At 66.6% G+C, this 25361-nt stretch carries 27 protein-coding genes and 1 tRNA gene (1 of these 28 cut by a window edge); 14 read left to right on the top strand and 14 right to left on the bottom strand.

The features are described 5' to 3' along the window. Positions 1 to 37: 37 nt before the first annotated feature. Positions 38 to 1195, bottom strand: a complete 1158-nt coding sequence (locus tag JO391_RS14395) for a phosphoserine transaminase (protein ID WP_220661144.1) — start codon at positions 1193 to 1195, stop codon at positions 38 to 40. A 159-nt stretch (positions 1196 to 1354) separates the two neighbouring features. Between JO391_RS14395 and serB the strand changes: the two genes are divergently transcribed. The 3 genes from serB to JO391_RS14380 are packed head-to-tail and all read left to right on the top strand — an operon-like array spanning position 1355 to position 3472. After that, positions 1355 to 2230: a phosphoserine phosphatase SerB gene (gene serB, locus JO391_RS14390; protein WP_220661143.1), complete on the top strand. Its 876-nt coding sequence runs from the start codon at positions 1355 to 1357 to the stop codon at positions 2228 to 2230. Continuing rightward, on the top strand, positions 2227 to 2709 hold the full coding sequence (locus JO391_RS14385) for a GNAT family N-acetyltransferase (RefSeq protein ID WP_220661142.1): 483 nt from the start codon (positions 2227 to 2229) through the stop codon (positions 2707 to 2709). The genes serB and JO391_RS14385 overlap by 4 nt, the downstream gene beginning before the upstream one ends. A 1-nt stretch (position 2710) precedes the next feature. Continuing rightward, the gene (locus JO391_RS14380) at positions 2711 to 3472 is read left to right on the top strand and encodes a TSUP family transporter (protein ID WP_220661141.1); all 762 of its coding nucleotides are present in this window, start codon (positions 2711 to 2713) and stop codon (positions 3470 to 3472) included. 13 nt (positions 3473 to 3485) lie between these two features. Here the strand turns inward: JO391_RS14380 and JO391_RS14375 are convergent, their stop codons facing one another. After that, positions 3486 to 3833, bottom strand: a complete 348-nt coding sequence (locus JO391_RS14375; protein WP_220661140.1) for a hypothetical protein — start codon at positions 3831 to 3833, stop codon at positions 3486 to 3488. Between the two features lie 111 nt (positions 3834 to 3944). Here JO391_RS14375 and rnr point away from each other — a divergent pair, with 111 nt between their 5' ends. The 4 genes from rnr to JO391_RS14355 all read left to right on the top strand — a co-directional run bounded on the left by rnr (position 3945) and on the right by JO391_RS14355 (position 8683). After that, positions 3945 to 6170, top strand: a complete 2226-nt coding sequence (gene rnr / locus JO391_RS14370) for a ribonuclease R (protein ID WP_220661139.1) — start codon at positions 3945 to 3947, stop codon at positions 6168 to 6170. A 42-nt stretch (positions 6171 to 6212) separates the two neighbouring features. Next, a complete protein-coding gene (locus tag JO391_RS14365) occupies positions 6213 to 6773 on the top strand; it encodes a DUF2585 family protein (RefSeq protein ID WP_220661138.1) in 561 nt (186 codons plus the stop codon). Between the two features lie 161 nt (positions 6774 to 6934). Then, positions 6935 to 8017 (top strand): cell division protein ZapE, encoded by a 1083-nt coding sequence (gene zapE, locus JO391_RS14360; RefSeq protein WP_220661137.1) that lies wholly within the window; start codon positions 6935 to 6937, stop codon positions 8015 to 8017. A gap of 174 nt (positions 8018 to 8191) precedes the next feature. Then, complete coding sequence (locus tag JO391_RS14355) at positions 8192 to 8683, top strand: cupin domain-containing protein (protein ID WP_220661136.1); 492 nt, start codon at positions 8192 to 8194, stop codon at positions 8681 to 8683. 95 nt (positions 8684 to 8778) lie between these two features. On the opposite strand, the gene JO391_RS14350 is transcribed toward JO391_RS14355, so the two are convergent. The 3 genes from JO391_RS14350 to mtgA form a co-directional block, all read right to left on the bottom strand. Next, on the bottom strand, positions 8779 to 9222 hold the full coding sequence (locus tag JO391_RS14350; RefSeq protein WP_259444708.1) for an EF-hand domain-containing protein: 444 nt from the start codon (positions 9220 to 9222) through the stop codon (positions 8779 to 8781). A 71-nt stretch (positions 9223 to 9293) separates the two neighbouring features. Further along, a complete protein-coding gene (gene fzlA, locus JO391_RS14345; protein WP_220661135.1) occupies positions 9294 to 9959 on the bottom strand; it encodes an FtsZ-binding protein FzlA in 666 nt (221 codons plus the stop codon). 73 nt (positions 9960 to 10032) lie between these two features. Next, positions 10033 to 10788, bottom strand: a complete 756-nt coding sequence (gene mtgA, locus JO391_RS14340) for a monofunctional biosynthetic peptidoglycan transglycosylase (protein WP_220661134.1) — start codon at positions 10786 to 10788, stop codon at positions 10033 to 10035. A gap of 144 nt (positions 10789 to 10932) precedes the next feature. On the opposite strand from mtgA, the gene JO391_RS14335 reads away from it, so the two are divergent. After that, entirely contained in the window at positions 10933 to 12834 is a 1902-nt protein-coding gene (locus JO391_RS14335) for a sialate O-acetylesterase (RefSeq protein ID WP_220661133.1), read from the top strand. Between the two features lie 57 nt (positions 12835 to 12891). Here the strand turns inward: JO391_RS14335 and JO391_RS14330 are convergent, their stop codons facing one another. Then, positions 12892 to 13398 (bottom strand): DUF1269 domain-containing protein, encoded by a 507-nt coding sequence (locus tag JO391_RS14330; RefSeq protein ID WP_220661132.1) that lies wholly within the window; start codon positions 13396 to 13398, stop codon positions 12892 to 12894. A 250-nt stretch (positions 13399 to 13648) separates the two neighbouring features. Between JO391_RS14330 and JO391_RS14325 the strand changes: the two genes are divergently transcribed. After that, positions 13649 to 15556, top strand: a complete 1908-nt coding sequence (locus JO391_RS14325) for a sialate O-acetylesterase (protein ID WP_220661131.1) — start codon at positions 13649 to 13651, stop codon at positions 15554 to 15556. An 86-nt stretch (positions 15557 to 15642) separates the two neighbouring features. Further along, a complete protein-coding gene (locus JO391_RS14320; RefSeq protein WP_220661130.1) occupies positions 15643 to 16950 on the top strand; it encodes a DUF2793 domain-containing protein in 1308 nt (435 codons plus the stop codon). A gap of 60 nt (positions 16951 to 17010) precedes the next feature. Here JO391_RS14320 and JO391_RS14315 read toward each other — a convergent pair whose 3' ends face one another. The 7 genes from JO391_RS14315 to JO391_RS14285 all read right to left on the bottom strand — a co-directional run bounded on the left by JO391_RS14315 (position 17011) and on the right by JO391_RS14285 (position 21439). Beyond that, on the bottom strand, positions 17011 to 17880 hold the full coding sequence (locus JO391_RS14315) for a cytochrome c1 (RefSeq protein ID WP_220661129.1): 870 nt from the start codon (positions 17878 to 17880) through the stop codon (positions 17011 to 17013). A 17-nt stretch (positions 17881 to 17897) separates the two neighbouring features. Beyond that, positions 17898 to 19220 carry a cytochrome b gene (gene petB, locus JO391_RS14310; RefSeq protein WP_220661128.1) on the bottom strand — a complete coding sequence of 441 codons (1323 nt, stop codon included), beginning with the start codon at positions 19218 to 19220 and terminating at the stop codon, positions 17898 to 17900. 11 nt (positions 19221 to 19231) lie between these two features. Next, a complete protein-coding gene (gene petA, locus JO391_RS14305) occupies positions 19232 to 19810 on the bottom strand; it encodes a ubiquinol-cytochrome c reductase iron-sulfur subunit (protein ID WP_220661127.1) in 579 nt (192 codons plus the stop codon). A 184-nt stretch (positions 19811 to 19994) separates the two neighbouring features. After that, positions 19995 to 20603, bottom strand: coding sequence for a glutathione S-transferase (locus tag JO391_RS14300; RefSeq protein WP_220664570.1), 609 nt, complete (start codon positions 20601 to 20603; stop codon positions 19995 to 19997). Next, positions 20603 to 20902 carry a hypothetical protein gene (locus tag JO391_RS14295; protein ID WP_220661126.1) on the bottom strand — a complete coding sequence of 100 codons (300 nt, stop codon included), beginning with the start codon at positions 20900 to 20902 and terminating at the stop codon, positions 20603 to 20605. The genes JO391_RS14300 and JO391_RS14295 overlap by 1 nt, the downstream gene beginning before the upstream one ends. Positions 20903 to 21165: 263 nt before the next feature. Then, positions 21166 to 21291: a type B 50S ribosomal protein L36 gene (gene ykgO, locus JO391_RS14290; protein WP_100196728.1), complete on the bottom strand. Its 126-nt coding sequence runs from the start codon at positions 21289 to 21291 to the stop codon at positions 21166 to 21168. Positions 21292 to 21364: 73 nt separating this feature from the next. Further along, positions 21365 to 21439 (bottom strand) — tRNA-Val (locus tag JO391_RS14285). Between the two features lie 122 nt (positions 21440 to 21561). Here JO391_RS14285 and JO391_RS14280 point away from each other — a divergent pair. Genes JO391_RS14280 through JO391_RS14270 form a run of 3 tightly spaced genes read left to right on the top strand, consistent with a single transcriptional unit; the run spans position 21562 to position 24136 of the window. Then, entirely contained in the window at positions 21562 to 22422 is an 861-nt protein-coding gene (locus tag JO391_RS14280) for an N-formylglutamate amidohydrolase (protein ID WP_220661125.1), read from the top strand. Positions 22423 to 22482: 60 nt separating this feature from the next. Beyond that, positions 22483 to 23322, top strand: a complete 840-nt coding sequence (locus JO391_RS14275) for an alpha/beta fold hydrolase (RefSeq protein WP_220661124.1) — start codon at positions 22483 to 22485, stop codon at positions 23320 to 23322. A 10-nt stretch (positions 23323 to 23332) separates the two neighbouring features. After that, entirely contained in the window at positions 23333 to 24136 is an 804-nt protein-coding gene (locus tag JO391_RS14270) for an LssY C-terminal domain-containing protein (RefSeq protein WP_220661123.1), read from the top strand. Positions 24137 to 24143: 7 nt separating this feature from the next. On the opposite strand, the gene JO391_RS14265 is transcribed toward JO391_RS14270, so the two are convergent. After that, positions 24144 to 24512, bottom strand: coding sequence for a bactofilin family protein (locus JO391_RS14265; RefSeq protein ID WP_220661122.1), 369 nt, complete (start codon positions 24510 to 24512; stop codon positions 24144 to 24146). Between the two features lie 198 nt (positions 24513 to 24710). Between JO391_RS14265 and JO391_RS14260 the strand changes: the two genes are divergently transcribed. Further along, positions 24711 to 25361, top strand: partial view of an agmatinase gene (locus tag JO391_RS14260; protein ID WP_220661121.1) — the 5' portion only. Its footprint extends 336 nt past the window's final position; only the first 651 of its 987 coding nucleotides appear in the window; the start codon lies at positions 24711 to 24713; its stop codon lies beyond the right edge, outside the window.

The following is a 25361-nucleotide window of genomic DNA, read 5'->3' as shown; positions in this document are numbered from 1 at the left end:
ATGAGGTAGGGTGCGTGCTTGCACGCACCGCTGAGGGTCACGCCGCCTTGGCGAGTTCCGCGATCTCGGCCTCGAAGGCATAGGCCAGCCACGGCATCAGCGCGGCGACATCGGCGGTTTCGACCGTCGAGCCGCACCAGATGCGCAGGCCGGGCGGTGCATCGCGGTAGGCGCCCACGTCCAGTGCTACGCCCGCCTTCTCCAGCCGTTTGGCAATGGCTTTGGCAAAGGCTGCGCCATCGGTGATGCGGGGATCGGTGAATTTCAGGCAAACCGAAGTGGTCGAGGCCGTAGCCGGATCTTCCGCCAGGTTGGCGATCCACGGGTTCGCGGAGCAGAAGTCCCAGACCACTTTCGCATTGGCCTCGGCCCGGGCGACCAGGCCCTTCAGCCCGCCCACCGACTTCGCCCATTTCAGGCTGACGAGGTAATCCTCCACAGCCAGCATCGACGGTGTGTTGATTGTCTCGCCGACGAAGATCCCTTCGATCAGCTTGCTCTTGCTCGTCAGCCGGAAAATCTTGGGCAGCGGCCAGGCAGGGGTATAGGTCTCAAGCCGTTCCACCGCGCGGGGCGACAGGATCAGCATGCCGTGCGCGCCCTCGCCACCCAGCACCTTCTGCCAGGAGAAGGTTACCACATCCAGCTTGTCCCAGGGCAAGTCCATCGCAAAAGCGGCCGAGGTTGCGTCGCAGATCGTCAGGCCTGCGCGATCAGCAGGGATCGCATCGCCATTCGGAACGCGAACACCCGAGGTTGTGCCGTTCCAGGTGAACACGACATCCTTGTCGAAATCCACTGTGGCCAGGTCAACGATCCGGCCGTAGTCGGCCTTCTTCACCACAGCATCCAGCTTCAGCTGCTTCACCGCATCGGTGACCCAACCTTCGCCAAAGCTTTCCCATGCCAGCATTTCCACCGGACGTGCGCCCAGAAGCGACCACATCGCCATCTCCACAGCGCCCGTGTCCGACCCTGGCACGATGCCGATGCGATAGTCGGCCGGCACGCCCAGAATCTCGCGCGTCAAGTCGATGGCCTCGGCCAGCTTCGACTTGCCGACAGCGGCACGATGCGACCGGCCCAGGGGGGCGTCGGCAAGCATGTCCAGGGAATAGCCGGGAATCTTGGCGCAGGGGCCAGAGGAAAAGCGCGGATTAGCCGGGCGCGCAGCCGGGGCGGTCAGGTCAGCCATGGTATCCTTCCAGATAATCGCCCCCCGTTGGGGAGGGGTGTCCCGCCGCCGGAGATACGGGGCCGCCTTCACTGGCGCAAGCCGGAAAATCGTCGTAAAGCGGCACCCGCGCCCGCAATTGCGACCCACTCCGTTCACTATCGGAAACTTGTCCTGCCCATGTTCGTCGCCACGATCCTGACAGACCCCGCCCGCCCGCGCCTTGATCGCGTCACCGTGGAATCGCTGCGCAACGCCTGGGGCGGCGGTCATGCGCGTTGGCTGGACCCCGGCGTGGCAGCGGAATTCGACCTGGCCGAGACGCCTGCGAACCTGTGGTCGGTCTGGGCCGACCTTCAGGCTATGGGCCTGGACCTGGCCGTGCAGCGGGCCGAAGGGCGGAAGAAGCACCTGCTGATCGCCGACATGGATTCGACGATGATCCGGCAGGAATGCATCGACGAACTGGCGGACGAGGCCGGTGTGGGTCCTCATGTCGCCGGCATCACCGCGCGGGCCATGAACGGCGAGCTTGATTTCGAAGCCGCACTGAAGGAACGGGTGGCGCTTCTCCGCGGCCTGCCCACCGCCACGATACAGCGCGTTCTGAAGGATCGCATCACGCTTATGCCCGGCGGGCCAGAGCTTCTGGCCACCATGAAGGCCAACGGCGCCTACACGCTCCTTGTCTCGGGCGGGTTCACCGCCTTTACCGACGCCATCGCTGGCAAGCTCGGCTTCGACGAGAGCCGCGCCAACACGCTTCTGGCGCACGAGAGCAAGTTGACCGGCGAAGTGGCGCTGCCGATCCTTGGAAAGGCCGCCAAGCTGCAAGCGTTGGAAGAGGTCACCGCGCGCCTGGGGATCACGCCCGAAGACGCCATTGCCGTGGGCGACGGAGCGAACGACCTTGCCATGCTCAAGCGCGCCGGTGCCGGGGTGGCACTTCATGCCAAACCGGTGGTCGCAGCCGAATGCCAGTTGCGGGTGAACCACGGCGACCTGACGGCTCTACTCTACCTGCAGGGCTATTCCCGCGACGAGTTCGCCGCATGATCATCCGCCCCGCCACCCCCGCCGATGCCCCCGCGATGACGGCACTGCAGAACGAGATCATCGCCATCGGTGGCACCACCGCCTACCAGCGGCCGCGCCACGAAGACGAGGTGCGCGAGGACTACATCACGGCGCCCGAAGCCGTCTACTGCCATGTTGCGCTGGATGACGACGGTACGCTCCTCGGCTTCCAGGCACTCGGTCGCTGGCCAGGCCTGCCGGCGGGTTGGGCCGACATCGGCACATTTGTCACGCCCGCCCGTCAGCGCAGCGGCGCGGGGGCGGCGCTCTTCGCGGCCACGGCGGCAGCGGCCCGAGCCGCAGGCATTGCGACAATCAACGCCACCATCCGGGCCGATAACGTGCCGGGGCTTGGCTATTACGCGCGCCGCGGCTTCATCATCTACGCGACCGATCCTGACTGGGCGCTTGATGACGGCCGTGTTGTGGGCCGGGTCAGCAAGCGGTTCGACCTCTGACATGCTTGAACTCGCGCCGTACCTGGTCGCCCTCCTTGTGCTGGCGGCCTTCATTGCCGGTTTCGTGGATGCCATTGCGGGCGGCGGCGGTCTGATTACCGTCCCCGCCCTGCTTCTGGCCGGGGTGGACCCGGTGACAGCCCTCGCCACCAACAAGCTGCAGGGTACCTTCGGCTCGGGCACCGCCACGCTGGCCTACGCCCGCGCGGGTCTGGTGGACCTGTCGTCGCAAGGCCCCGGCATTGCCGTTGCCTTGGTCTTCGGCGCCGCCGGGGCAGTCCTGGCCCATCTTGTGCCGGTCGAAGGTCTCAGGATCGCCATGCCGGTCATCCTGGTGGCCGTCGCGCTTTTCTTCGCCTTCAAGCCCGGCCTCACCGATGCAGACCGGGTCCAGCGCCTGAGACCTGCCACCTTTACCGCCCTCATCGTCCCGCCCATCGCCCTGTACGATGGCCTGTTCGGTCCCGGAACCGGCAGCTTCTTCATGCTGGGTTTCGTAATGCTGGCCGGTTACGGCGTCACCAAGGCCACCGCCCACACAAAGGCGCTGAACTTCGCCTCCAACCTCGGCAGCCTTGCGGTGTTTGCCTTCGCTGGTGCGATCCTCATCAAGACCGGGCTCCTCATGGCACTGGCGCAGACTGCGGGCGCGGCACTCGGTGCCCGCATGGCAATGAACCGCGGCGCCCGGCTGATCAAGCCGCTCCTGGTCGTCACGTCTTCCGCGATGGCGGCGCGGCTTTTGTGGCAGGTGTTGGGCTGACCGAGGCCGCCATCTAAGGAGCCCTTTGCAGCGCAGTAGCCATGTTCACCGTCGGATTCTGTCCGGTGCGGTCGCGCACGCAGTTCACATAGACCGTTTCCGTGTCCAGCCGCGGCCAGGTCGGACCGCCGAACGTCATGCCTATGCCCGCGCCTGCGCTGTTCCAGCCGCCGGCGCCGACGCCGATGCCGACCGCGCCTCCTCCGATGCCGATGGCTGCGTTTCCGGTCGAGGCTCCAACTGCAACCGAACCGCCCCCACCCCCGGACGCGGCAGACCGGGCGCACTGCTCTTCGGCCTCGGGCAAAGTCACAGGAACGCAAGCGGGTAGCAACAGGACCAGGATCAGGGCGCGTCGCATGAGCGGTCTCCGGAAAAGGCACGCGAACTCTGCGCTTGCCCGGAGCCTTTCGTCCAGTCTCGATGCAGGATCGGCGTGACGCCGCCGGCTTGGGGTGTTAGGCCCAAGGACATGGACAGACTTCCCACCAAAGAGCAGATCCTCGACTGGATCCGCGAGAACCCCACGCTTTCCGCCAAGCGCGATCTCGCGCGCGCCTTCGGCATCAAGGGCAGCGCCGCCCGTGTCGAGCTGAAGCGGATGCTGCGCGAACTGGAAGACGATGGCGCATTGGAGCGCAAGCGCCACACCTATCGTGGCGCCGGAACCTTGCCGCCGGTGACCCTGCTGAAGGTGCTGGCGCCCGACGATCAGGGCGACATCTTCGCCGAACCGATGGAATGGACAGAGGACGCCCCACCACCGCGCATACAGATCGTGCAGCAAAAGGGTGACCCCGCGCTTGGCGAAGGCGACCGCATCCTTGCCCGGCTGACGAAGGTCGAGGAAGAAGACTGCGACTATGCCGCTCGGCTGATCCGCCGTCTGGGCTCCAATCCGCTCAAGGTGTTGGGCATCTTCCGCAAGGGCGCCGAGGGCGGGCGCATCGTTCCCATCGACAAGGGCGCCGACAAGGAATGGCGCGTGCCGGCGGATGGCACGGGCGGCGCTAAGGACGGCGAACTGGTCGAGGCCGAGCAGGTCGGGCCAAAACGTCTTGGCCTTCCGCAGGCGCGCATCGTCTCGCGACTGGGGGACCCGGGCTCGCCCAAGGCGGTCAGCCTGATTGCCATCCACCAACACGGCATCCCCGACCGCTTTCCCGATGCTGCCGTGGCAGAGGCCGATGCCGCCCGTCCCGTGACTTTGGGCGAACGCGAGGATCTGCGCGGCGTGCCGTTGGTCACCATAGACCCCGCCGACGCGCGCGACCGCGACGATGCCGTTCACGCCCATGCCGATGACGAGACCAACCCCGGTGGCTGGGTGGTCTGGGTCGCCATCGCAGATGTGGCGCATTACGTCACCCCCGGCTCGGCGCTGGACCGTGAGGCGCGCAAGCGCGGCAATTCCACCTATTTCCCCGACCGGGTGGTGCCGATGTTGCCCGACACGCTGTCAGGCGACCTTTGTTCGCTGCACGAGGGCGTGGACCGTGCCTGCCTCGCCGTGCGAATGCGCGTCGACGCGCAGGGCAACAAGATCAGCCACCGCTTCACGCGCGGGCTGATGCGGTCGGTTGCCTCGCTGGAATATGCCCAGGTACAGGCGGCGGTGGAGGGGCGACCGGATGCTGCCACCGCACCGCTTGTTCAGGACATCCTGAAGCCGCTCTACGGCGCCTACGAGGCGCTAGCCGCTGCGCGCAAACGGCGGGAGCCCCTTGACCTGGACCTGCCGGAGCGGCGGATCGTGCTGTCCGACGAGGGCAAGGTCCTGTCGGTCGCCTTCAAGGAGCGGCTTGAGGCGCACAAGCTGATCGAGGAGTTCATGGTGCTGGCGAATGTCGCCGCCGCCGAGGAACTGATCCGTCTGAAGCGGCCCCTGCTGTTCCGTGTTCACGAAGAACCCTCGCCCGAAAAGCTGGATGCCCTGCGCGAGGTGGCCGAGGCGTCGGGCTTCACTCTGGCGAAGGGCCAGGTGCTGAAGACGGCGCATCTCAACCGCCTTCTGGCGCAGGCGGAAGGTTCGGATTTCGACGAGCTCCTGAACATTTCGACCCTGCGGTCCATGCCGCAGGCCTATTATGCGCCCGAGAACCTTGGGCACTTCGGGCTGGCGCTGCGGAACTACGCCCATTTCACCTCTCCCATCCGGCGCTACTCTGACCTGATCGTCCACCGGGCGCTGATTTCGGCGCATGGCTGGGGCAAGGACGGGCTGTCCGCCTTCGACATCGAGGAGCTCAGCGAGACGGCCAAGCTGATCTCGGATGCCGAGCGGCGGTCGATGGCGGCCGAGCGCGACACGACGGACCGCTACCTGGCGGCCTATCTGAGCGACCGGGTGGGGGCCACCTTCACGGGGCGCATCTCGGGGGTGCAGCGGTTCGGGCTGTTCGTGAAACTGGACGAGACCGGTGCGGACGGGCTGGTGCCGATCCGCGAGGTCGGGCGGGAGTTCTTCCACTATGACCCCGACAGCCAGACCCTGATGGGGTCGCAGACCGGGTTGACCCTTGGCGTGGGCCAGCGGGTCACGGTGCGGCTGACCGAGGCGGTGCCGGTGACCGGCGGGCTGGTGCTGGAGCTGCTGGAGATCGAGGACCGCGGGTTGCCGGGTGGCAAGCCGGCGCGGAGGGGCAAGCCCGCGCGCCGGGTCCCGGCGCAGCGGCGGGTGGTGCGGCGGAGGCGCTGAGTTTTCTTTGACGGCGAGTGGGCGGCGTGATTCAAGGGGGCCATGACAGACCGCCGCCTTCCCTACGCCCTCGTCGCCGCGCTAATCCTGTCGCAGGGCGTGATCCTGTGGTCATGGGGCCATCCCCTGATCTGCACCTGCGGCTATGTGAAGCTGTGGCATGGGGTGACCTATTCCTCGGAGAACAGCCAGCATCTGACCGACTGGTACACGCCCAGCCACATCATCCACGGGATCCTGTTCTATGCCGGGCTCTGGCTGGTGGCGCGGCGGGTGGACTGGCGGTGGCGGCTGGTGATGGCGGTGGTGATCGAGGCCGCATGGGAGCTGCTGGAGAATACGGACTGGGTGATCAACCGGTACCGGGAGGTCACCATCTCGCTGGATTACTATGGGGACTCGGTCATCAACTCGGTCTTCGATACCCTGGCGATGATCCTGGGGTTCCTGCTGGCCAGGGTGGCGCCGGTCTGGGTTTCGGTGGCGGTGGTCGTGGGGTTCGAGGTGCTGACCACGGCGCTGATCCGTGACGGGCTGGCCCTGAACGTGCTGATGCTTCTGTGGCCGCTGCAGGCGGTGCTGGACTGGCAGGCGGCGGGCTAAAGAGGGGGCGTCCGAGCTCGGACGCTTGCCTGGGTGAAATGAAATCAATGGCTTGCCGGGCCGTTTTAACTTGGACTTAACTTCTGTCCAAGGTCCGCGTCCGGCACGGCCTGCGATCCGGCAGGGCTTTTCCGAATCCGCATGCCATTGTATGCGAGTGTATGCGAAAGACGCTGGCTCAGATCTACGAAGACCGGGTGGCGGCGGGCGTTCTGCGGCCCGATCCCGCGCAGCACGCTGTGCTGGAGCATCTGGAGACTCTGCGAGACTGGCTGGACACCCAGGCCGTGCGGCGGCGCAGCCTGCTGGGCGGGCTGTTCGTGCGGCACCCGACGCCGCCCAAGGGGCTTTACCTGTGGGGCGGGGTCGGGCGCGGCAAGTCGATGCTGATGGACCTGTTCACCGAGAGCGTAGAGCACGCCCCGAAGCGGCGGGTGCATTTCCATGCCTTCATGCAGGAAATCCACAAGGGGATGCACGAAGCGCGCAAGGCCGGGGTAGAGGATGCGCTGGCGCCGGTAGCCGACAAGGTGATCCGCGAGGTGCGGCTTCTAGCCTTTGACGAGATGCAGATCACCGACATCACCGATGCGATGATTGTCGGGCGGCTGTTCGAGAAGCTGTTCGCGGCGGGCATCGTGATTGTCACCACGTCGAACCGGGTGCCGGAGGATCTGTACAAGGACGGTCTGAACCGGGCGCTGTTCCTGCCCTTCATCGCCATGATCCGCGAGAAGCTGGAGGTGGTGGAACTGGAAAGCCCGACCGATTACCGCCAGCACAGGCTGGAAGGGGCGCAGGTCTATTTCCACCCCGCGCGCGGGTCGCGCGCGCGCATCGACGCGATCTGGTCAGACTTGACGGGCGCGGCGCCGGGGGCGGTGCTGAAGCTGCCGGTGAACGGCCGCGAGGTGGAATTGCCGCGTTTCGCCAATGGCGTGGGGCGGGCGAGTTTCTGGGATCTGTGCGCGCATCCTCTGGGGCCTGCGGATTTTCTGGCCATCGCCGGGGCCTGCCGGGTGCTGATCCTGGAGGATATCCCGCAGTTGTCGGCCTCGAACTACAACGAAGCCAAACGCTTCGTCACCCTGATCGACGCGCTGTACGAGGCGAAGGTGCGGCTGATCTGTTCGGCCGCCGACGTGCCGGAACGGCTGTACATCGAGGGCGAGGGAACCTTCGAGTTCGAACGCACGGCGAGCCGGCTTCGCGAGATGCAGAGCGCGGGCTGGGGCCAGGGGTGACGGCAGGATGGGCGGGCTTGCCCATCCTGCGGAAGGTGACTGTGCGGGTTACCCCCCCCCCCGCCCCTCCCCACGAGGGAGAGGAGGGGCGATGCGTGGGTTGGGGGGACTTGCGATTGACAGCCGGGCCGAGGTGCGCGCAGCATTGGACCTGCGGCAAGGGGAGGTCTTGGGATGACGCACCCTGGATGGATAGCGGCAGGCGAGGACAGGTTCGGCACCCCGCTTCGGTTCCTGAACGGAAGGTTTGACGTCAAGGTTTCGGCGGTTGACACCGACGGTGCGCTGGCGGTTATCGACACGCTGCGTGACATGCCGGGCGGGCCGCCGGTGCATGTACATGAGGCACAGGACGAATGGTTCCTAGTGCTGGAGGGCGAAGTTCTGTTCCGCGTGGGTGAGCGGATCTTTCGCGCCGGGCCGGGCGACAGCGTGTTCGGCCCGCGCGGCGTGCCCCATGCTTTTCGCGTTCTGGCCGTGCCAACGCAGATGATTCTGGTGTTTCAGCCGGCGGCGCGGATTGAGGATTTCTTTGCCAGTGGCATGACTCTTGGAGCCACTGAAAGCGCCGCCTTCGACGCCCTGAGCCTGGAGCACGGCATCCGCAACATCGCCCCGCCGTTGCGGGGCGACGAAGGGGCACAAGGGGACAGCCTGGCGCGCTAGTGGCTCGCGGACATTGCTTTGCATACGGTGTCCCCCTCCCCGACCCTCTCCTCAAGGGGGAGGGCGGGAGCGGGAGATCGGCCGCGTGCCTTTCCTCAGCCGCCGCGGCCGAAGTCTTCCGCGGTGATCTGGTTGTCGCCGTTGCGGTCACGCATGGACATGAACAGCGCGGTGGCGGCAAGAAATTCGTCGCGGCTGACGAGACCGTCGGCATTGGTGTCGATCAGGGCACGGTCGGGTTCCTGATCCATCAGGCCGCGGCCCTGACCACCCCCGGCCTGCTCTTGCATCGCGGCCTGGTTGGCTGTGCGACTTTCGTCGATCACGACGAATTCCTCGGCGGAAAGCTGGCCGTCTTCATCGGCGTCGAAGGTGGTGAACAGGTCGCCGCGGCGGGTCTGGACTTCTTCGAGACTGACGATGCCATCCTCGTCGGCATCCCATTGGGTGATGAAATTGGCCCCCGGATTGCCTTGCTGGGCAGTGGCCGCGCCAGTGCCAAGCGCGAAGGCGAGGGCGAGAAGGGCGAGCCGTGTCATGATGTTCTCCACATATGCGATTCGATGCATATGTGGAACGTCGGGCGGGCGGGTTTCCGTCGCGGGGCGCCTCAGAAATCGAGGTCGGCGTAATGCGCGGGCGGGGGGAAGCCGGGGATCTGGTCTTGCAGGAGGGTGCGGAAGGAGGGGCGCGACTTGATCTTGGCGTACCAGTCCTTGACCGTGGCGTTGCGGTTCCAGTCCACGTCCGAGATGTAATCGAGACAGGACAGATGCGCGGCGGCGGTGAAATCGGCGAGCGTCATCGCGTCGCCGGCGAGCCAGCGGCGCTGATCCAGAAGCCAGCCCATGTAGTCGAGGTGATACTTGATGCGGGTGGCGCCGGCCTTGACGTTCTTGGAATCCGGGTAGCCGAGGCCCATGATCTTCTTGTTCACGCGCTCGTACAGCAGTTTCGACGTGACTTCCTCGTGGAACTTGTCGTCGAACCAGGCGCAGAGGCGGCGCACCTCGTACCGGCCCTCGGGGTCGCGCGGCATGAGGGCGGGGGCGGCGTTGGTTTCATCCAGATATTCGCAGATCGCCTGGCTTTCCGACATCACGCGGGTGTCCATGCGCAGCACAGGCACCTTGCCGGCCGGGTTGCGGCGCAGGAAATCGGGCGACTGTTCCCAGTAGCGTTCCTCGATCAGCTCGGCCTCGAGCCGCTTTTCCTTCAGCGTCAGGCGGACCTTGCGGCAGAAGGGAGAGAGCGGAAAATGGTAAAGTCGGATCATCGGACCGGCGGTTCTGAATACATCTGCATCCTCTTGCCGCGCCGGGCGGCAGATTTCAACTGCGGAAGGGAAATCAGCCTTCGAAGCAGGCGGCGCGACCGTCCTGCAGGATGGTTTCGGCCCCGTCCGCGATCTGCCGGGCGCGCTTGCGCGTGAAGGGGCCGGGCTTGGCCGGGTTGCGGCCCTTCGGGTCGGGCAGAACGGCGGCGAGAAGGGCGGACTGCGCGGCGGTGAGGTTGGCGGCGTCGGTGTCGAAATAGTGCCGGGCCGCGGCCTGCACGCCGAAGATGCCTTCGCCGAATTCGGCCACATTGAGGTAGATTTCCAGGATTCGGCGCTTGGACCAGACAAGCTCGACACCCGGGGTGAGCCCGGCCTCGATCGCCTTGCGCAGCCAGCTGCGGCCCTGCCAGAGGAAGACGTTCTTCACCACTTGCTGGGTGATGGTCGAGGCGCCGCGGCCGGCGCCGTCATCCATCGCCGCGCGGATGGCCGCCATGTCGAAGCCCCAGTGCAGGCAGAAGTTCGCGTCTTCTGCCGCGACGGCGGAGCGGGCCATGACAGGGGCGATCTGGTCGAAGGGGACCCACTCCTGCTCGATCCCGCCGAGGCGGGCGGATTCGGAGACTTGGTAGAGGTTGGTGGGCGGGTTGACCACGCTGTAGAGCAGGATGAGCGCGAGCGCCGCGGCGGCGAGGCCCAGAAGGGCGCGGGCCGTCCAGCGCAGGAGCCAGCGCAGCGGGCGCGGCGGGGCCGGCGGCGGCGGGGCGTCGGCCGCGGCTTTGCGGGCGCGCGGCTTGCGCGGTCTGGAGGGGTCCCTGGCGGCCATGGGGTGAGCATAAGCGGTGTCGGACGGCTGGCGTCAAGGGTGGCGGCGGGTGGGGTTGCCCAGATTTCGCCACAATCATGAATAGTCTGGCGCGGTGCAATTCGGGCGCGTGTGGTGAGTCGTACTGGTAAGGGGTTATGTCCGGTGCTGTCCTATTCCAACTTTGATGAATTCCTGGCCGATGGCATTGGCGGCGATGTCACCGAGGTGATGATTGGCGGGGTGATCTATCGCCAGCGCACGAGCCAGCCCCTGCACGAGGATTTCCGGCATCAGGATTCCGAGGGCGACTGGTGGTCGCCGGATTATTTCGTGGTGGTGGCGGCGGGCCAATCCAACATGGTGGGCGCGGGATCTGGCGGGGATCAGGCGGTCGACGGGAATGTGATGGTCTACAATCCCGAAACGGGAATGATCGAGGCCTGGGATTACCCGAATATCCGCAACAACCTGTATATCCCCTTTGCCAATGACATCGCGCAAAGCCTGGGGCGGCCGGTTCTGGTGATTGCCGGGCCGGTGAGCGGATCGCGGATCGACAGCTGGCTGGAGACCGGGTCGGGGGTCAACTGGGATGCGCTGGATGCCGATGTGCGGGCGGCGCTGGCCCTGGCCGGGCAGGACCATGTGGACAGTTTCCTGTGGCAGCAGGGTGAAAGCGACTACCCGCTGACACCGGCCACCTATGCCGCGCTGATGACGGCCTTTATCGCTCAGGTGCGGGGGGCGGATTGGGCCGGGGATGCGATGGCGGTGCTGGTGGGCGAGTTGTCACGCGAGGGGGTGAATTCGGCGCAGAACACAGCGTTGCAGATGCTGGAACAATCGATGTCGGGCGATGCGCTTCTGCGGTTCGTGTCGTCTGTCGGGCTGAATGCCTTTGACACGGTGGGCGTGCATTTCGACGGCGAGGCGCTGGTGGAATTCGGCCACCGCTTCTTTGCGGCGCTGATGGCCATCCTGGAGGAAACGCCGGCGGTGCCGAACAGCGCGCCTTATCTGGACGTGAAGCCTGGCGCGCCGGTTTCTCTGGTGGTCCACGAGGGCGAGGAACTGCACCTTTCGGCGGATCTGTTCTTTTCGGATGCCGAGGGCGATGCGCTTTGGCTTTATGGTGCGCTTGGCAAGCGGGCGCCGTATTTCCTGGACAACGAGGGCGGCGACCTGGTGATCAAGCCGGGGTTCGACGCGACCGGGACGCATGTGCTGTATGTCTATGCGAGCGACGGCCAGTTGGACGGGCCGCGCTGGACACTGACGCTGACGGTGCTGGAGGCGCTGCCGGGGGCGACCATCGGGACGAACAGCTTTGGGCGGCTTCTGTCGTCCTGGGCCACCGCCGAGGATGCGATGGCGGCGATTACCGCGTCGCGCGGCCTGGACATCCTGTCGGCAGGGGCGATGCCTGCGGGACATGCGCTGGAGGTCACGGCGGACAACCTGACCATCCGGGGCGGGGCCGGGGTGGCCGGCGAGCTGGCGCTGGCGCCGGCGGTGCTGCGGGTGACGCTGGCGGGCGAGGCGGCCTTTGGCGTGACGGGCAACGACCTGGCCAACATGCTGACCGGCAATGCCGGCGCCAACGTGATGGACGGGGGACGCGGGGCCGACCGTCTGTATGGCGGCGGGGCGGAGGACGTGCTGCGCGGGGGCGAGGACAAGGACCAGCTCTACGGCGGCGATGGCGACGACCTGCTGCAGGGCGGGGCGAGCGACGACAAGCTGGTGGGCGATGCGGGCGACGACCGGCTGGAGGGCGGCACGGGGCGCGACCAGTACTATGGCGGCGCGGGCGCGGATGTCTTCGTCTTTGTGGCCGGCGACAGCTATTGCGGGGTCCAGGACTTCGAGGCCGCGGAGGACCGGATCGAGTTGTCCGGCTGGGCCGGGATCGACTCGGCGGCCGAGTTTCTGGCGGCTTCGAAGGTGCAGAGCTTTGTCACCAGCCAGACCTGGGGCCTGCGCTTCACCATCGGGACCGACCAGATCGTGATCTATCATGCGGCGCTGGCCGACCTGAACGACAGCACGATGATCTTCGTCTGACGGCCACAAATGGAACGGGCGGGCCGAAGCCCGCCCGCCCGGTCTTGTGGTGCAGGCTCAGGCGGCCGGAGGGGCCGGCGGCTGGATGGCGGCTTCAAGTGCCTTTTCCTGGGCTTCGGACAGCGAGGTCTGAAGCACACGGCCCTTGCCCAGGAAGGCCGACATGCGTTCCAGCACCTTGTCGGCGGTCATCTTGCGGATCAGAACGGCCAGGGCGGAGCCGCCCTTGTCGAGCGACTGGCCGACTTCCTTGAGGAACTTGTCCTCGATGCCGATGTCGGTGAGGGCGCCCGAGATGGCGCCGGCGCCGGCGCCGATGGCCGCACCCAGAAGCGGGTTGAGGAAGATCAGCCCGACCAGGCCGCCCCAGAGCGTGCCCGAGACGGCGCCCGCGCCGGTGAGGTTGATCGGCTGGTGCAGGCGCACCGCCCCATCCTCGCTGCGGGTGATGACGACCGCATCCTCCATCTCGATGAGGTATTCCTTCTGGAGCTTCATCAGCTCGGCACGGGCCTCGAAGGCGGTGGCTTCGTCGGGGAAGGCGATAATGACGAGATCGGACATGGGTCCTCCAATACGGGAATCGGCCGAATGGCCTTTGGCGCGTCCGGGCGGGATTGAGCCGTCAGGGGGCTGTCGGGTCAAGCCTTATCGGCCTGAATACTGGGACCGAGGGATCGGGTTTCCTTCACAAGCCTTCACTGTTTCCTGATCGGACCCGGAAGGCCGACTATTCGGTGGCGCATCTTCGGCGGAAATGGGGCAGTATGCCCCGAGTTTGACACAATCCTGACAGTTCTGGTGCGGGTTCAGTATGGCCGAGTTTGCGACCTTTGCGGATTTCCTTTCGAGCGGGCTGGCCAGCAGCCTGACGGAAGTCTCGATCGACGGGGTAACCTACAAGCAGCGTGCCACGGCGCCGCTGCACGAGGATTTCCGGTATCAGGACGGCGACGGTGCCTGGTGGTCGCCGGACTATTATGTGGTGGTTGCCGGCGGCCAGTCGAACATGGTGGGCGGGGCGGGCGGGGCCGCGCAGGAGCTGGACCCGAACGTGATGATGTACGACGCGGCCAGCGGCAGCATCGTGCCTTCGTACTATGCCAACTCGCGCAACAACCTTTACCTGCCCTATGCCAACGAGTTGGCCGAGACATTGGGGCGGCCGGTGCTGGTGGTGGCGGCGCCGGTCAACGGCTCGCGCATCGACACCTGGCTGGAAAGCGGGACGGGCACAAACTGGGATACGCTGGATGCCCGCGTGTCGGCTGCACTTGCCCTGGTGGGGCAGGATCATGCCGACAACTTCATCTGGTTGCAGGGTGAAAGCGACTTTCCCATCAAGACGGCCGATTTCGTGACGCTGCTGACCGAGTTCATCGGCCAGGTGCGCAGCGCGTCCTGGGCTGGCGATGCCATGACCATGCTGATCGGCGAGCTGTCGCGCGAGGGCGTTCATGCAACGCAGAACCAGGCGATGCAGCTGATGGAACTGGCAATGCGGGACGATCCGTTCCTGCGCTTTGTCTCTTCGACCGGACTGACCTCGGACGACCTGAATGGCGTTCACTTCACCGGCGAGTCGCTGGTGGACTACGGGCACCGGTTCTTTGAGGAGCTGATGGAGATCATGACCGGCACGCCGGATGCCGGGATCGGGAACACCGCACCCTTCGTGCAGGTGCAGGCGGCTGCGCCGCTGGAGCTGACCTTGGCGGAAGGGCAGGAGCTGCGGCTTTCGCCCGACCTGTACTTTGCCGATGCCGAGGGCGATTCGCTTTGGCTCTACGGCTCGCAGACGCGCCGGTCGGTGTATTTCCTGGACAATGACGACGGCGACCTGGTGATCCGGCCGCTGTTCAGTGCGGCGGGGGTCTACACGCTGCGGCTTTATGCGAGCGATGGCGAGCTGGACAGCCAGACCTTCAACATCACGGTGACAGTGACCGATGCGACGCCGCTGGCGACCGTGAACGACCGTGGGTTCACGAAGCAGTACTACGGGGCGGCGGATGCCGAGCAGGCTTTGCACCTGATCGCCAAGTCGCGCGGGGTGGACATCCTTTCTCAGGCGGCCTTGCCCGAGGACGGGCGACTGGATGTGGATCAGGACAACCTGACGATCCGCGGCGGGGCCGGCATCCACGGCACGCTGGAGCTTTCGGACGTGGCGGTGCGGGTGACGCTGGCGGGCAGCGCGGCCTTTGACGTGGAGACGAGCGACAAGGCGACCACCGTTTATGGCAACGGGGCGGGTACCATGGTGACCGGGGGCAACGGCGCGGACCGGTTCTATGGCTATGCCGGGAACGACACGCTGCGTGGCGGGGCGGCGGTCGACTATCTGTACGGCGGGGCGGATGCGGATGAGCTGTGGGGCGAGCAGGGTGACGACCGGCTGTATGGCGAGGCAGGCAGCGATGTGCTGACCGGCGGAGCCGGGAAGAACCAGTACTGGGGGGGCACGGGGGCGGATGTCTTTGTCTTCTCGAAGGGCGAGGCGATGTGCCTGATCCAGGATTTTTCGAGGACCGACGACCATATCCTGATTTCGGGCCGGTCGGGGATCACGGACTTTGCCAGCTTCCTGGAGGAAGCGAGCGTGCTGAGCTTCTCCACCTCGCAGGCGCATGGCGTGCGGTTCACCATTGATGGCGAGCAGTTGCAGCTGTTCGGCGTGACGATGGCCGACCTGACGGCGGACCGCTTCCTGTTCGGCTGAGCAGCGTTCGCTGCGACAAGACGGGATTCAGCATCCCGGTGGCATCGTCCGCGCCTGAAGCCGTACCGGCCGAAGGAGAGGACCCGATGCCCGATCAGACCCCGCGCCTGGAACTGCCGCTGATGATGGCGTCCCAGGCGCAGAAGCATGTGACCCATAACGAGGCCATCGACCGGCTGGACGGGCTGGTGCATCTGGCCGTGCAGGCGTTCAACGTGAACGACCCGCCTCTGGCGCCCGAGGAAGGGGCGACCTGGGGTGTGGGGCCGGTGCCGACCGGCGGCTGGGTCGGACGCGCGGGGTTGCTGGCGCGGTGGCGCAACAATGGCTGGGATTTCGCGACGCCGCGCGACGGATGGATCGCCTGGGATCTGGGTGCGGGACGGGCGCGGGTGTGCCTGGGCGGGCTGTTCACCGACTTGCCGGCCAGCCTGCCGGCTTTTCTGCAGGGGCAGGCGGGCGTGGGGGTGAACACCACGGCCGATGCCACGAACCGGCTGGCGGTATCCTCTGCGGCAACGCTGCTGACGCATGAGGGGCAGGGGCACCAGCTGAAGGTGAACAAGGCGGCGCCGATCGACACGGCGAGCCTTCTGTTCCAGACGGGCTTTTCGGGGCGGGCCGAGATGGGCCTGGCGGGGAACGACAGCTTTTCGGTGAAGGTCTCGGGCAATGGCAGCAGCTTTGTCACGGCACTGGAGGCCCCGGCTTCGGGCCGGGTGACGCTGCCGGTCGGGCTTGCCCTTGGGCCGGTGGCGGGAGACCCCCCGGCACCAGCGGACGGATGGCTTTGGTACAACCAGGCGGCCGGGCAGGTGCGGGTGCGCAGTGGCGGGGCCTCTGTCGCGGTGGGTGGGGCGCAGGTGTCGATGCTGGTGCCGCCCTCGGGCGAGCATGTGCTGACCACGATCGGCGGCGGCACCACGACCGGGACGGTGGTTGGCGGCGCGGGGCGGATGGATCTGTTTCCCTTCGCGCCGCGCGCCGACCTGACCATCGACCAGATGGTGGTGAACGTGACGACGGCTGTCGCCTCGGCGCTTGGCAAGCTGGTGGTTTACCAGTCCGACGCGAGCGGGCGACCGGATGCGAAGCTGGCCGAGACGGGCGATCTGGATTTCGGTACGACGGGTCTGAAGGCCGCGTCGGTTTCGATGACGCTTTGGGGCGGGGCGACCTACTGGATCGGCCTTCGCCACTCCTCGACCGCGACCGTGTCTGCCTGGGCGGCGGCGGCCACGCCCGACATCAATGGCGGAAGCCCGGTCACGACCGCGCGGAAAGTCCTGCGCCGGGTGCTGGCCTATGGCACGCCGTCGCCGGCGAACTGGGGGTTCCTGTCATCGGAGATCACCTCGGCGACCGCCACCGCTGTCTGGCTGCGCATGGCCTGAGCCGGAAAAGGAAACCCCGCCCGGAAGGGGCGGGGTTTGCTGTCGACCAAGGCAGGGGCGTCAGACGAACTTCTTGCCCTTCACGCCGGCCCAGAGCTTCTTGTTGGTGAGGTAGAGCAGGCTCGCGAGGATCACGAGGAAGACCACGGCGACGAAGCCGGCTTCCTTGCGCGCCATCATCTTGGGTTCCGCCGCCCACATCAGGAAGCTGGCCACGTCCATCGACATCTGGTCCACAGTCGCCGGCGTACCGTCGGCATAGGTGACGATGTCGTCCGACAGGGGCGGGGGCATCGCGATCCAGCTGCCTTCGATGGTGGCGTGGCCGGCTTCGTCCTTGCAGCCGTCGGGGATGCCGCCCTTGGCGAAGGCCTTGTTGTAGTAGCCGGTGTCATAGTCGCCCGCGCAGGCAGGCGATTCTTCGTAGCCGGTCAGCAGGGCGTGGATGTATTCCGGCCCGCCGATGCCCTTGAAGAGCTGGTTGATGCCCGTGCCGTAGGGGCCGTGGAAGGCCGCACGCGACTTGGCCACCAGGCTCAGGTCCGGTGCGCCGGCCGCGTTGTTGGCCGGGAACTTGTCCATCGGGGCCAGCACGCGCGGTTCGCCCGTTGCCGGGTCGATCAGATGGTTGTTGGCCTCGGGGTCGTTGACCGGGAAGGCCGCCGCATAGGCGCGCACCTGGTCTTCGGGCAGTTCCGGGCCGCCGGGATCGGCCAGCGTGCGGATCGGCACATATTTCAGCCCGTGGCAGGCCGCACAGACCTCGGTATAGACCTGAAGGCCGCGCTGCAGCTGGAACTGGTCGAAGGTGCCGAATGGTCCTTCGAAGGAGAAGGCGACATCTTCGATGTGCACCTCGTTCTCGGCCAGGGCCGCCCCGGAGGTCAGCGCCAGCGCCGACACGGCCGCGAGAGTGATGTTCCTGAACATCTTGGTCAGTTCCTTTCTCACTCGGCCGGATGGGCTTTGGGGCCATAGTGGGCGTTGAAGTCTTCCTCGATCGTCGCCGGTTGCGGCAGCGGCTTTTCGATCACGCCGAGAAGCGGCAGGATCACGAGGAAATAGGCGAACCAGTAGGTCGAGGCGATGAGCGAGATCCAAGTGTAGACCCCTTCGGCGGGCATGGCGCCCACCCACATCAGCACGACGAAGTCCACGGCCAGAAGCCAGAACCACCACTTGAACATCGGCCGGTACTTGCCCGAACGGACCGACGAGGTGTCGAGCCACGGCACAAGGGCCAGCGCCAGGATGGCGCCGAACATCGCCAGAACGCCGAAGAACTTGGCGTCGATGATGCCGAAGGACAGGAAGTTCACCAGCTGCACCACCCAGACGTCGCCGGTGAAGGCGCGCAGGATCGCGTAGAACGGCAGGAAGTACCATTCGGGCACGATGTGGGCGGGGGTCGAGAGGGGGTTCGCCTCGATGTAGTTGTCGGGGTGACCCAGGTAGTTGGGCATGAAGCCGACCACGGCGAAGAAGATCGCCAGGATCACGACAAGGGCGAAGAGGTCCTTGATGACATAGTAGGGCCAGAAGGGAACCGTGTCCTTCTTGGCGTCTTCCTTCGACGTGCGGCGCACTTCGACCCCGGTGGGGTTGTTGTTGCCGGTGGTGTGGAAGGCCCAGATGTGCAGGACGACCAGCGCCGCGATGACGAAGGGCAACAGGTAATGCAGCGAGAAGAAGCGGTTCAGCGTGGCATTGTCCACCGCCGGCCCGCCAAGAAGCCAGGTCTGGATGTCCGGCCCGATGCCGGGGATGGCGCCGAACAGGCCGGTGATCACCGTGGCCCCCCAGAACGACATCTGGCCCCAGGGCAGAACGTAGCCCATGAAGGCGGTCGCCATCATCGCGAGGTAGATCAGCATGCCGATGATCCAGGTCACTTCGCGGGGCGCCTTGTAGCTGCCGTAGTAAAGACCGCGGAAGATGTGGACATAGACGGCAAAGAAGAAGAGCGAGGCGCCGTTGGCGTGCAGGTAGCGCAGCATGAAGCCGCCGTTCACGTCACGCATGATGTGTTCGACGCTGGCGAAGGCCATGTCGACCTGCGGGGTGTAATGCATCACCAGGACGACGCCGGTGATGATCTGCAGCGCAAGGCAGAAGGCAAGGACGATGCCCCAGATCCACATCCAGTTGAGGTTCTTGGGCGTGGGGATCATCAGGGTGTCATAGACGAGGCTGACGATCGGGAGGCGGACGTGAAGCCACTTCTCGAAGCCCGTCTTCGGTTCGTAATGGTCGTGCGGAATACCGGCCATCTGGACTCTCCTCAGCCGAGCTTGAGCGTGGTTTCGTTGTCGAACATGGCGACGGGAACCTCGAGGTTCCGCGGTGCCGGCCCCTTGCGGATGCGGCCCGCCGTATCGTAGTGCGAGCCGTGGCAGGGGCAGAACCAGCCGCCGAAATCGCCGGAGCCATCCCCGATCGGGACGCAGCCGAGGTGGGTGCAGACGCCGACCATCACCAGCCATTCGCCGGTGTTGGTGCCATCCGGGCCGGGGAGCGTGCGGTTTTCGTCCGTTGCTTCGGCCGTGTTGGGCAGGTTCTTGTTTTCGGCCAGCTTGTCGACCAGGTCTGCCAGCGGCACGGCGCGGGCGGCCTCGATCTCCTCGGGGGCGCGGCGGCGGATGAAGACGGGCTTGCCCAGCCATTTCACCGTGAGCTGCGTGCCGACATCGACGGCGGAGACGTCGACATAGATCGACGACAGAGCCTGGACATCGGCCGATGGGTTCATCTGGTTGATCAGAGGCCAAGTCGCTGCCCCAACGGCAACGGCGCCGGCCCCGGCGGTGGCGTAATAGAGGAAGTCGCGGCGGGTGCCTGCGGGTTCTTCTGCGTGGGACACGAATCCTCTCCCTTGCGCGGCCGCCTGTTCACGGCCGATGAGCCTTGGATCCCGAAAGCCAAGTTTCGGGACACCGACAGGCGGCTTTTATGGGAGGCTAGGCCAGAGGTCCAGCGGACAAAGGCGCGCATCACCCTGCCGGGGCAGCCTTTCCGCGCTGCCGTTGCATGCCTGCCGCTTCCTGTCACGCATGGGGCGCGGTTGCGGCCAGGGAGGGGCGTTGCGCGGCGGTTTCGAACCAGGCGGCAAGGCGGGGAGCGGTGGCGGGCCAGTCGCGGTGGGGCAGGCGGAAGGTGAGGTAGCCAAGCGCCGAGGCGACAGCAATCTGGGCCATGCCGAAGGGGGCCTGGGCCAGGTCATCGGCGCGGTCTTCCAGGGCGGCGAGGCCGCGGGCGATCTTGGACCACTGGCCTTCGACCCAGGGGGCATAGCGCAGATCTTCGGGGCGGATGCGGGATTCGTAGACGATGAGGACCGCGGCTTCCATCATGCCGTCGGCCAGCGCCTCGGTGGCGAGCGTGTCCCAGAGCATGTCGCCCTCGCCGTAAAGGCCGGCCCTCGCGCGGGCGTCGAGGTAGCGGCAGATCACGCGGCTGTCGAAGAGGCAGCGGCCGTCGTCGAGGACGAGGGCGGGGATCTTGCCGAGGGGGTTGTGGGCGACGGGCATCGAGCCGGGCTCGACCGGGTTGCCCGAGGCGCCCACGAGCTCGGTTTCCGAAAGGAGGCCGGTTTCGTGCAGGACCACCATGACCTTGCGGACGAAGGGCGAGGCGGGGGAGTGGAAGAGGCGCATCATCCGGGCAGGCGGCGCAGGCGGATGCGGCCGAGGAGGCTGGCGTCCAGTTCGACGGCCTCGCCCCGCCAGTGGATCACCCGGCGCAGGCGGAAGGCGGCGTTCTTCTGGGCGTCCTCGGCGCGGTCCTTCGGGGCGTGGAGGGCGAGGCCCTCGGGCAGGTCGTCGAGGGCGTCCTCCGCCCGTTGGTCGGTGCGGCCGGGGTTCAGCCGGGCGCGGACCACGCGGGTCACGGCCCAGGCGGTGCCGGCGGCGGCGCCGACGCGGAGGGCAAGGGGCAGAAGGCGGGCGACGGGCATGGGATCCTCCCTGCTGAGGCGGTCAGGATAGGGCAGGGCGGGGCGGGACAAAAGGGGCTTGTGGCCCTGGGCCGGGCGGAAGCGTCCGAGCTCGGACGCCATGTCGGGCGCAGCATTATCAATGGGTTATGCGGCCGCATTAACTTGGACTTAACAATTTTCCCTTGTCAGGGCGACGGCGGCAAGCTGGCGCCGGAAATGGAAACGGGCCGCCGCGGTTTTCCGCAGGCGGCCCGTTCAATTCCGGCAGGCCGGAAGCGCGATCAGCCCTGACGGGCCTTGTAGCGCTTTTGCGTCTTGTTGATCACGTAGACGCGGCCCTTGCGGCGCACGATCTGGCAATCGCGATGACGCGTCTTCAGCGAGCGGAGCGAGTTCGCAACCTTCATCGCATCTCTCCTTCTTCGCGGCGCGCGTGCGCCTTGAAAACAACGTGCCCCGGATGCGATCCGGGGCGGTGAATGGTGGGCGGTACTGGGATCGAACCAGTGGCCACTACGATGTCAACGTAGTGCTCTACCGCTGAGCTAACCGCCCACACGCCCGAAACCGGCCAAGGCCGTCTCGGGTGCGGGGTCTATAAAAGGAGTCGCGCAGGGGTTCAAGGGGTTTCGACCGGCAACGAATCCCGTCTATATCTTGGCGTGGAGAAGGAGCCTATGGCCGAGCAAAGCTTCATCCTGCACCAGCCGATGCGGCGCGATACGTCGGTGATCTTTTCATCGCCGCACAGCGGGCGGGATTATCCGCGCGAATTCCTGGCGGCCAGCGTGCTGGACGAGCGGACCATCCGGTCCTCGGAAGATGCCTTCGTGGACCTGCTGTTCGATTCGGCGCCGCAATGGGGCGCGCCCCTGCTGGCGGCGCGGGCGCCGCGGGCCTTTCTGGACCTGAACCGGGCGGCGGACGAGCTGGACCCCGCGGTGATCGAGGGGGTGGGCCGGTCGGCGCATAACCCGCGCATTTCTTCCGGGTTGGGGGTGATTCCGCGCGTGGTGGCGAACGGGCGGGCGATCTATCGCGGCAAGCTGAGCCGGGCCGAGGCCGAGGCGCGTCTGGCGCGGTGGTGGCATCCCTGGCACGACCGGCTGCGTGGGCTGATCGAGGAATCGGTCGCGCTGTTCGGCGATGCGGTGCTGATCGACTGCCATTCCATGCCGCACGAGGCGATCGAGGCCCATGCCCGGCCGGGGCGTGACCGGCCCGATGTGGTGCTGGGCGACAGGTTCGGGGCGGCGGCGGGGCAGGAGATCGTGCTGCGGGTGGAGGCCGCCTTTCGCCGGGCCGGGCTGCGGGTGGCGCGCAACGCGCCGTTTGCGGGGGCGCATATCGCGCAGGCCTATGGCCGGCCCGCGCGCGGGCGGCATGTGGTGCAGGTAGAGATCGACCGGTCGCTTTACATGGACGAGGCCCTGGTGCGGCCACGCGCCGACTTCGATGCCTTCCGCGGCCTGATGTCCGAGGTGGTTGCAGAACTGGTGGAGATTGGCCGCGATTCGGTGCCGCTGGCGGCCGAGTAAGGCGATTGACCTGCCGCTGGCCGGGCGCGATGGTGAGAGCGACCGATGAGGGGGGAAGCCATGAGACTGACGGCTGCTGTTCTGACGGGTCTGTTCGCCCTGAGCCTGCCGGCGCTGGCGGAGGACCGCTGGATGTCGATCCCCGAGGCGCCGCCGATGCCCGAGCCTGTCTTGACCGGCAAGGCGCCGGTGAACGGGATCGAGATGTATTATGCCACCTATGGCGCGGGCGATCCGGTGCTGCTGATCCATGGCGGGCTGGGCCATGCCGACATCTGGTCGAACCAGGTGGCCGACCTGATGAAGGATCATCTGGTCATTGTGGCCGACAGCCGGGGGCATGGCCGGTCCAGCCGGACGGAGGAGCCTTTCGGCTATGACCTGATGGCTTCGGATTACCTGGCGCTGCTGGACTACCTGAAGATCGACAAGGTGGATCTGGTCGGCTGGTCGGATGGCGGCATCATCGGGCTGGACATCGCGATGAGCCATCCCGAGCGGCTGGATCATCTTTATGCCCAGGCGGCGAACATCACGACCGACGGGGTGGACCCGAGCGTGGCCGAGGATGCGGTGTTCAACGCCTATATCGAACGCATGGCGGGCGATTACGCGAAGATGTCGCCGACGCCCGACCAGTTCGACGGCTTCGTGGCGCAGATCGGCGAGATGTGGGCGACCCAGCCCAACTGGACCGATGCGCAGGTGGCGGCGATCACCGTGCCGACCGCCGTGGTGGCGGGCGACCATGACGAGGCGATTCTGCGGCCGCATACCGAGAAGATCGCGGCGCTGATTGCGGGCTCGCAACTGGTGATCCTGCCGGAAACGAGCCATTTCGCGATGTTGCAGGCCCCTGACGAATACACGGCGTCGGTGCGCGCCTTCATCGACCAGTGACCGGGGCGTGATGCGAGAAGAAAGCCGTCGTCGGCGCATCCTGACATGGGTGCTGGGTGCGCTGGTCGTCTGGGCCGTGGCGGCCTATCTGATCTTGCCGCGGCTGTGGTATCACCGCGAGCATCAGCCCGGCCTGGCCGAGGCCGAGATGGTGACGCATACCGAACAGGGGATTCCGGGCGACCCGCTGAACGTGGGGCTGGTGGGATCGGAGGACGACGTGCTGGCCGCGATGCATGCGGCGGGGTGGTATCCGGCCGATCCGGTGACGCTGAAATCCTCGGTGCGGATCGTGGCGAGCGTGATGCTGGACCGGCCCTATGATGCGGCGCCGGTGTCGCCCTTGCTGTATCAGGGGCGCAAGGAGGACCTGGCCTTCGAGAAACCCATCGGCGACAGCGCCGACCGTCGCAACCATGTGCGGTACTGGAAGGTGCTGGAAAAAGGCGTGGAGGGGCGGCCGGTCTGGCTGGGCTCGGCCACGCAGGACGCGGGTGTGGAGTTGAGCCGCGACACGGGCCAGGTGACGCATCACATCGCGCCCGATATCGACGATGAGCGCAACCTGCTGATCGGCGACCTGGTGGCGGCGAAGGTGGTGACCACGCTTTACGGCATGACGGGCGTGGGCCCGACGCTGAACGGGCGAAATGGCGGCGGCGACCGCTACTATACGGATGGCGAGATCAGGATGGCCGTGCTGTCGCCCGGCGCGGCGCCGGTGGACAAGCCACCGGTGCAGGATCCGGACCCGCCGATCGTTGCGCTGAAGAACCAGGTGTGGAGCGCGGTGGCTTCGGCCGTGGCGCCGTGAGGGGCGATCAGTCCTTCGCGCGGGCGAAATGGCCTTCGATGGTGGCGCCGCTTTCGATGACCAGGACGCGGTAGGTCACATCGGCGGCCACCTCGGCCGGGGCGCGCAGGGTGAAATCGTTGGTGGCGACCTTGCCTTCCAGATGGCCGCGCACTTCGACCGTATCGGCCTGGACGGTGCCGCTGACCCGGCCTTCGGCGCCGATCAGCAGGCCGCGGGCCGAGACATTGCCATCGACCTCGCCCAGGATTTCCAGCGTGCCGGCAGAGGAGACCTCGCCCGTGATCTTGAGGTCGCTGGAGAACACAGACCGTCCCGCAGAGGTGGCGGAGCCGGAGCGGGCGGGCGCCGCGGTGGTGTCGGTCTTGCTGAACATGAAAATCCCTCCCGGGGGCAGGCTCGCGCCGCGCGGGCGCCTTGACGCAGCGATCAACACCCAAAGGGCGGCGACGGGTCAAGCCCCGTGGGGACAACGCGCGGTTTTTCGCGCTGTTCCATGTCGGAAGCGGACCGGACAGCGCCGGGAACGGGTGGTCAACTGCGCCGTGACCAGAGCGGCCCAGGGAAAGACGAGATGACGGGAACGACGCACGATGGCTTCTTCACCCCGGTTTCGGGGGTGGACCTTCCGCGATTCGCGGGGATCCCCACCTTCATGCGGCTGCCGCATGTGCCCTTTGACCATGCGCGGTTCGGCGAGGTGGAGATCGGGCTGATCGGCGCGCCCTGGGATGGCGGGACGACGAACCGCCCCGGCCCGCGGCATGGCCCGCGGCAGTTGCGCGATCTGTCCACGATGATCCGAGCGAAGAACGGCGCGACCTGGGTGGCGCCGTTCGAATTGTGCAAATGCGCCGATCTGGGCGATGTGGCGCCCAATCCGGCGGACCTGATGGACAGCCTGGACCGGATGGAGGCCTTCTATGCGAAGGTGAAGGCGGCGGGCGTGGTGCCGCTGACCGGCGGCGGCGACCACCTGTGCACCCTGCCCATCCTGCGCGGGCTGGCCAGGGGCGGCGAGGCGCTGGGGCTGATCCAGTTCGACAGCCACACCGACCTGAACGACGTCTATTTCGGCACCGGCAAGTACACCCACGGCACACCCTTCCGCCGTGCGGTGGAAGAGGGGCTGGTGGATCCGAAGCGCTATGTCCTGGTGGGCATCCGGGGCACGGCCTATGGCCGCGAGGATTGGGACTTTGCCGAGGCGAATGGCATCCGCATC

This window comes from Neotabrizicola shimadae (genome assembly GCF_019623905.1).
GTDB classification, from domain to species: Bacteria; Pseudomonadota; Alphaproteobacteria; order Rhodobacterales; family Rhodobacteraceae; genus Neotabrizicola; species Neotabrizicola shimadae.
The sequence above is the reverse complement of the archived record's forward strand: the minus strand, read 5'-3'. Positions and strand labels throughout refer to the sequence as shown.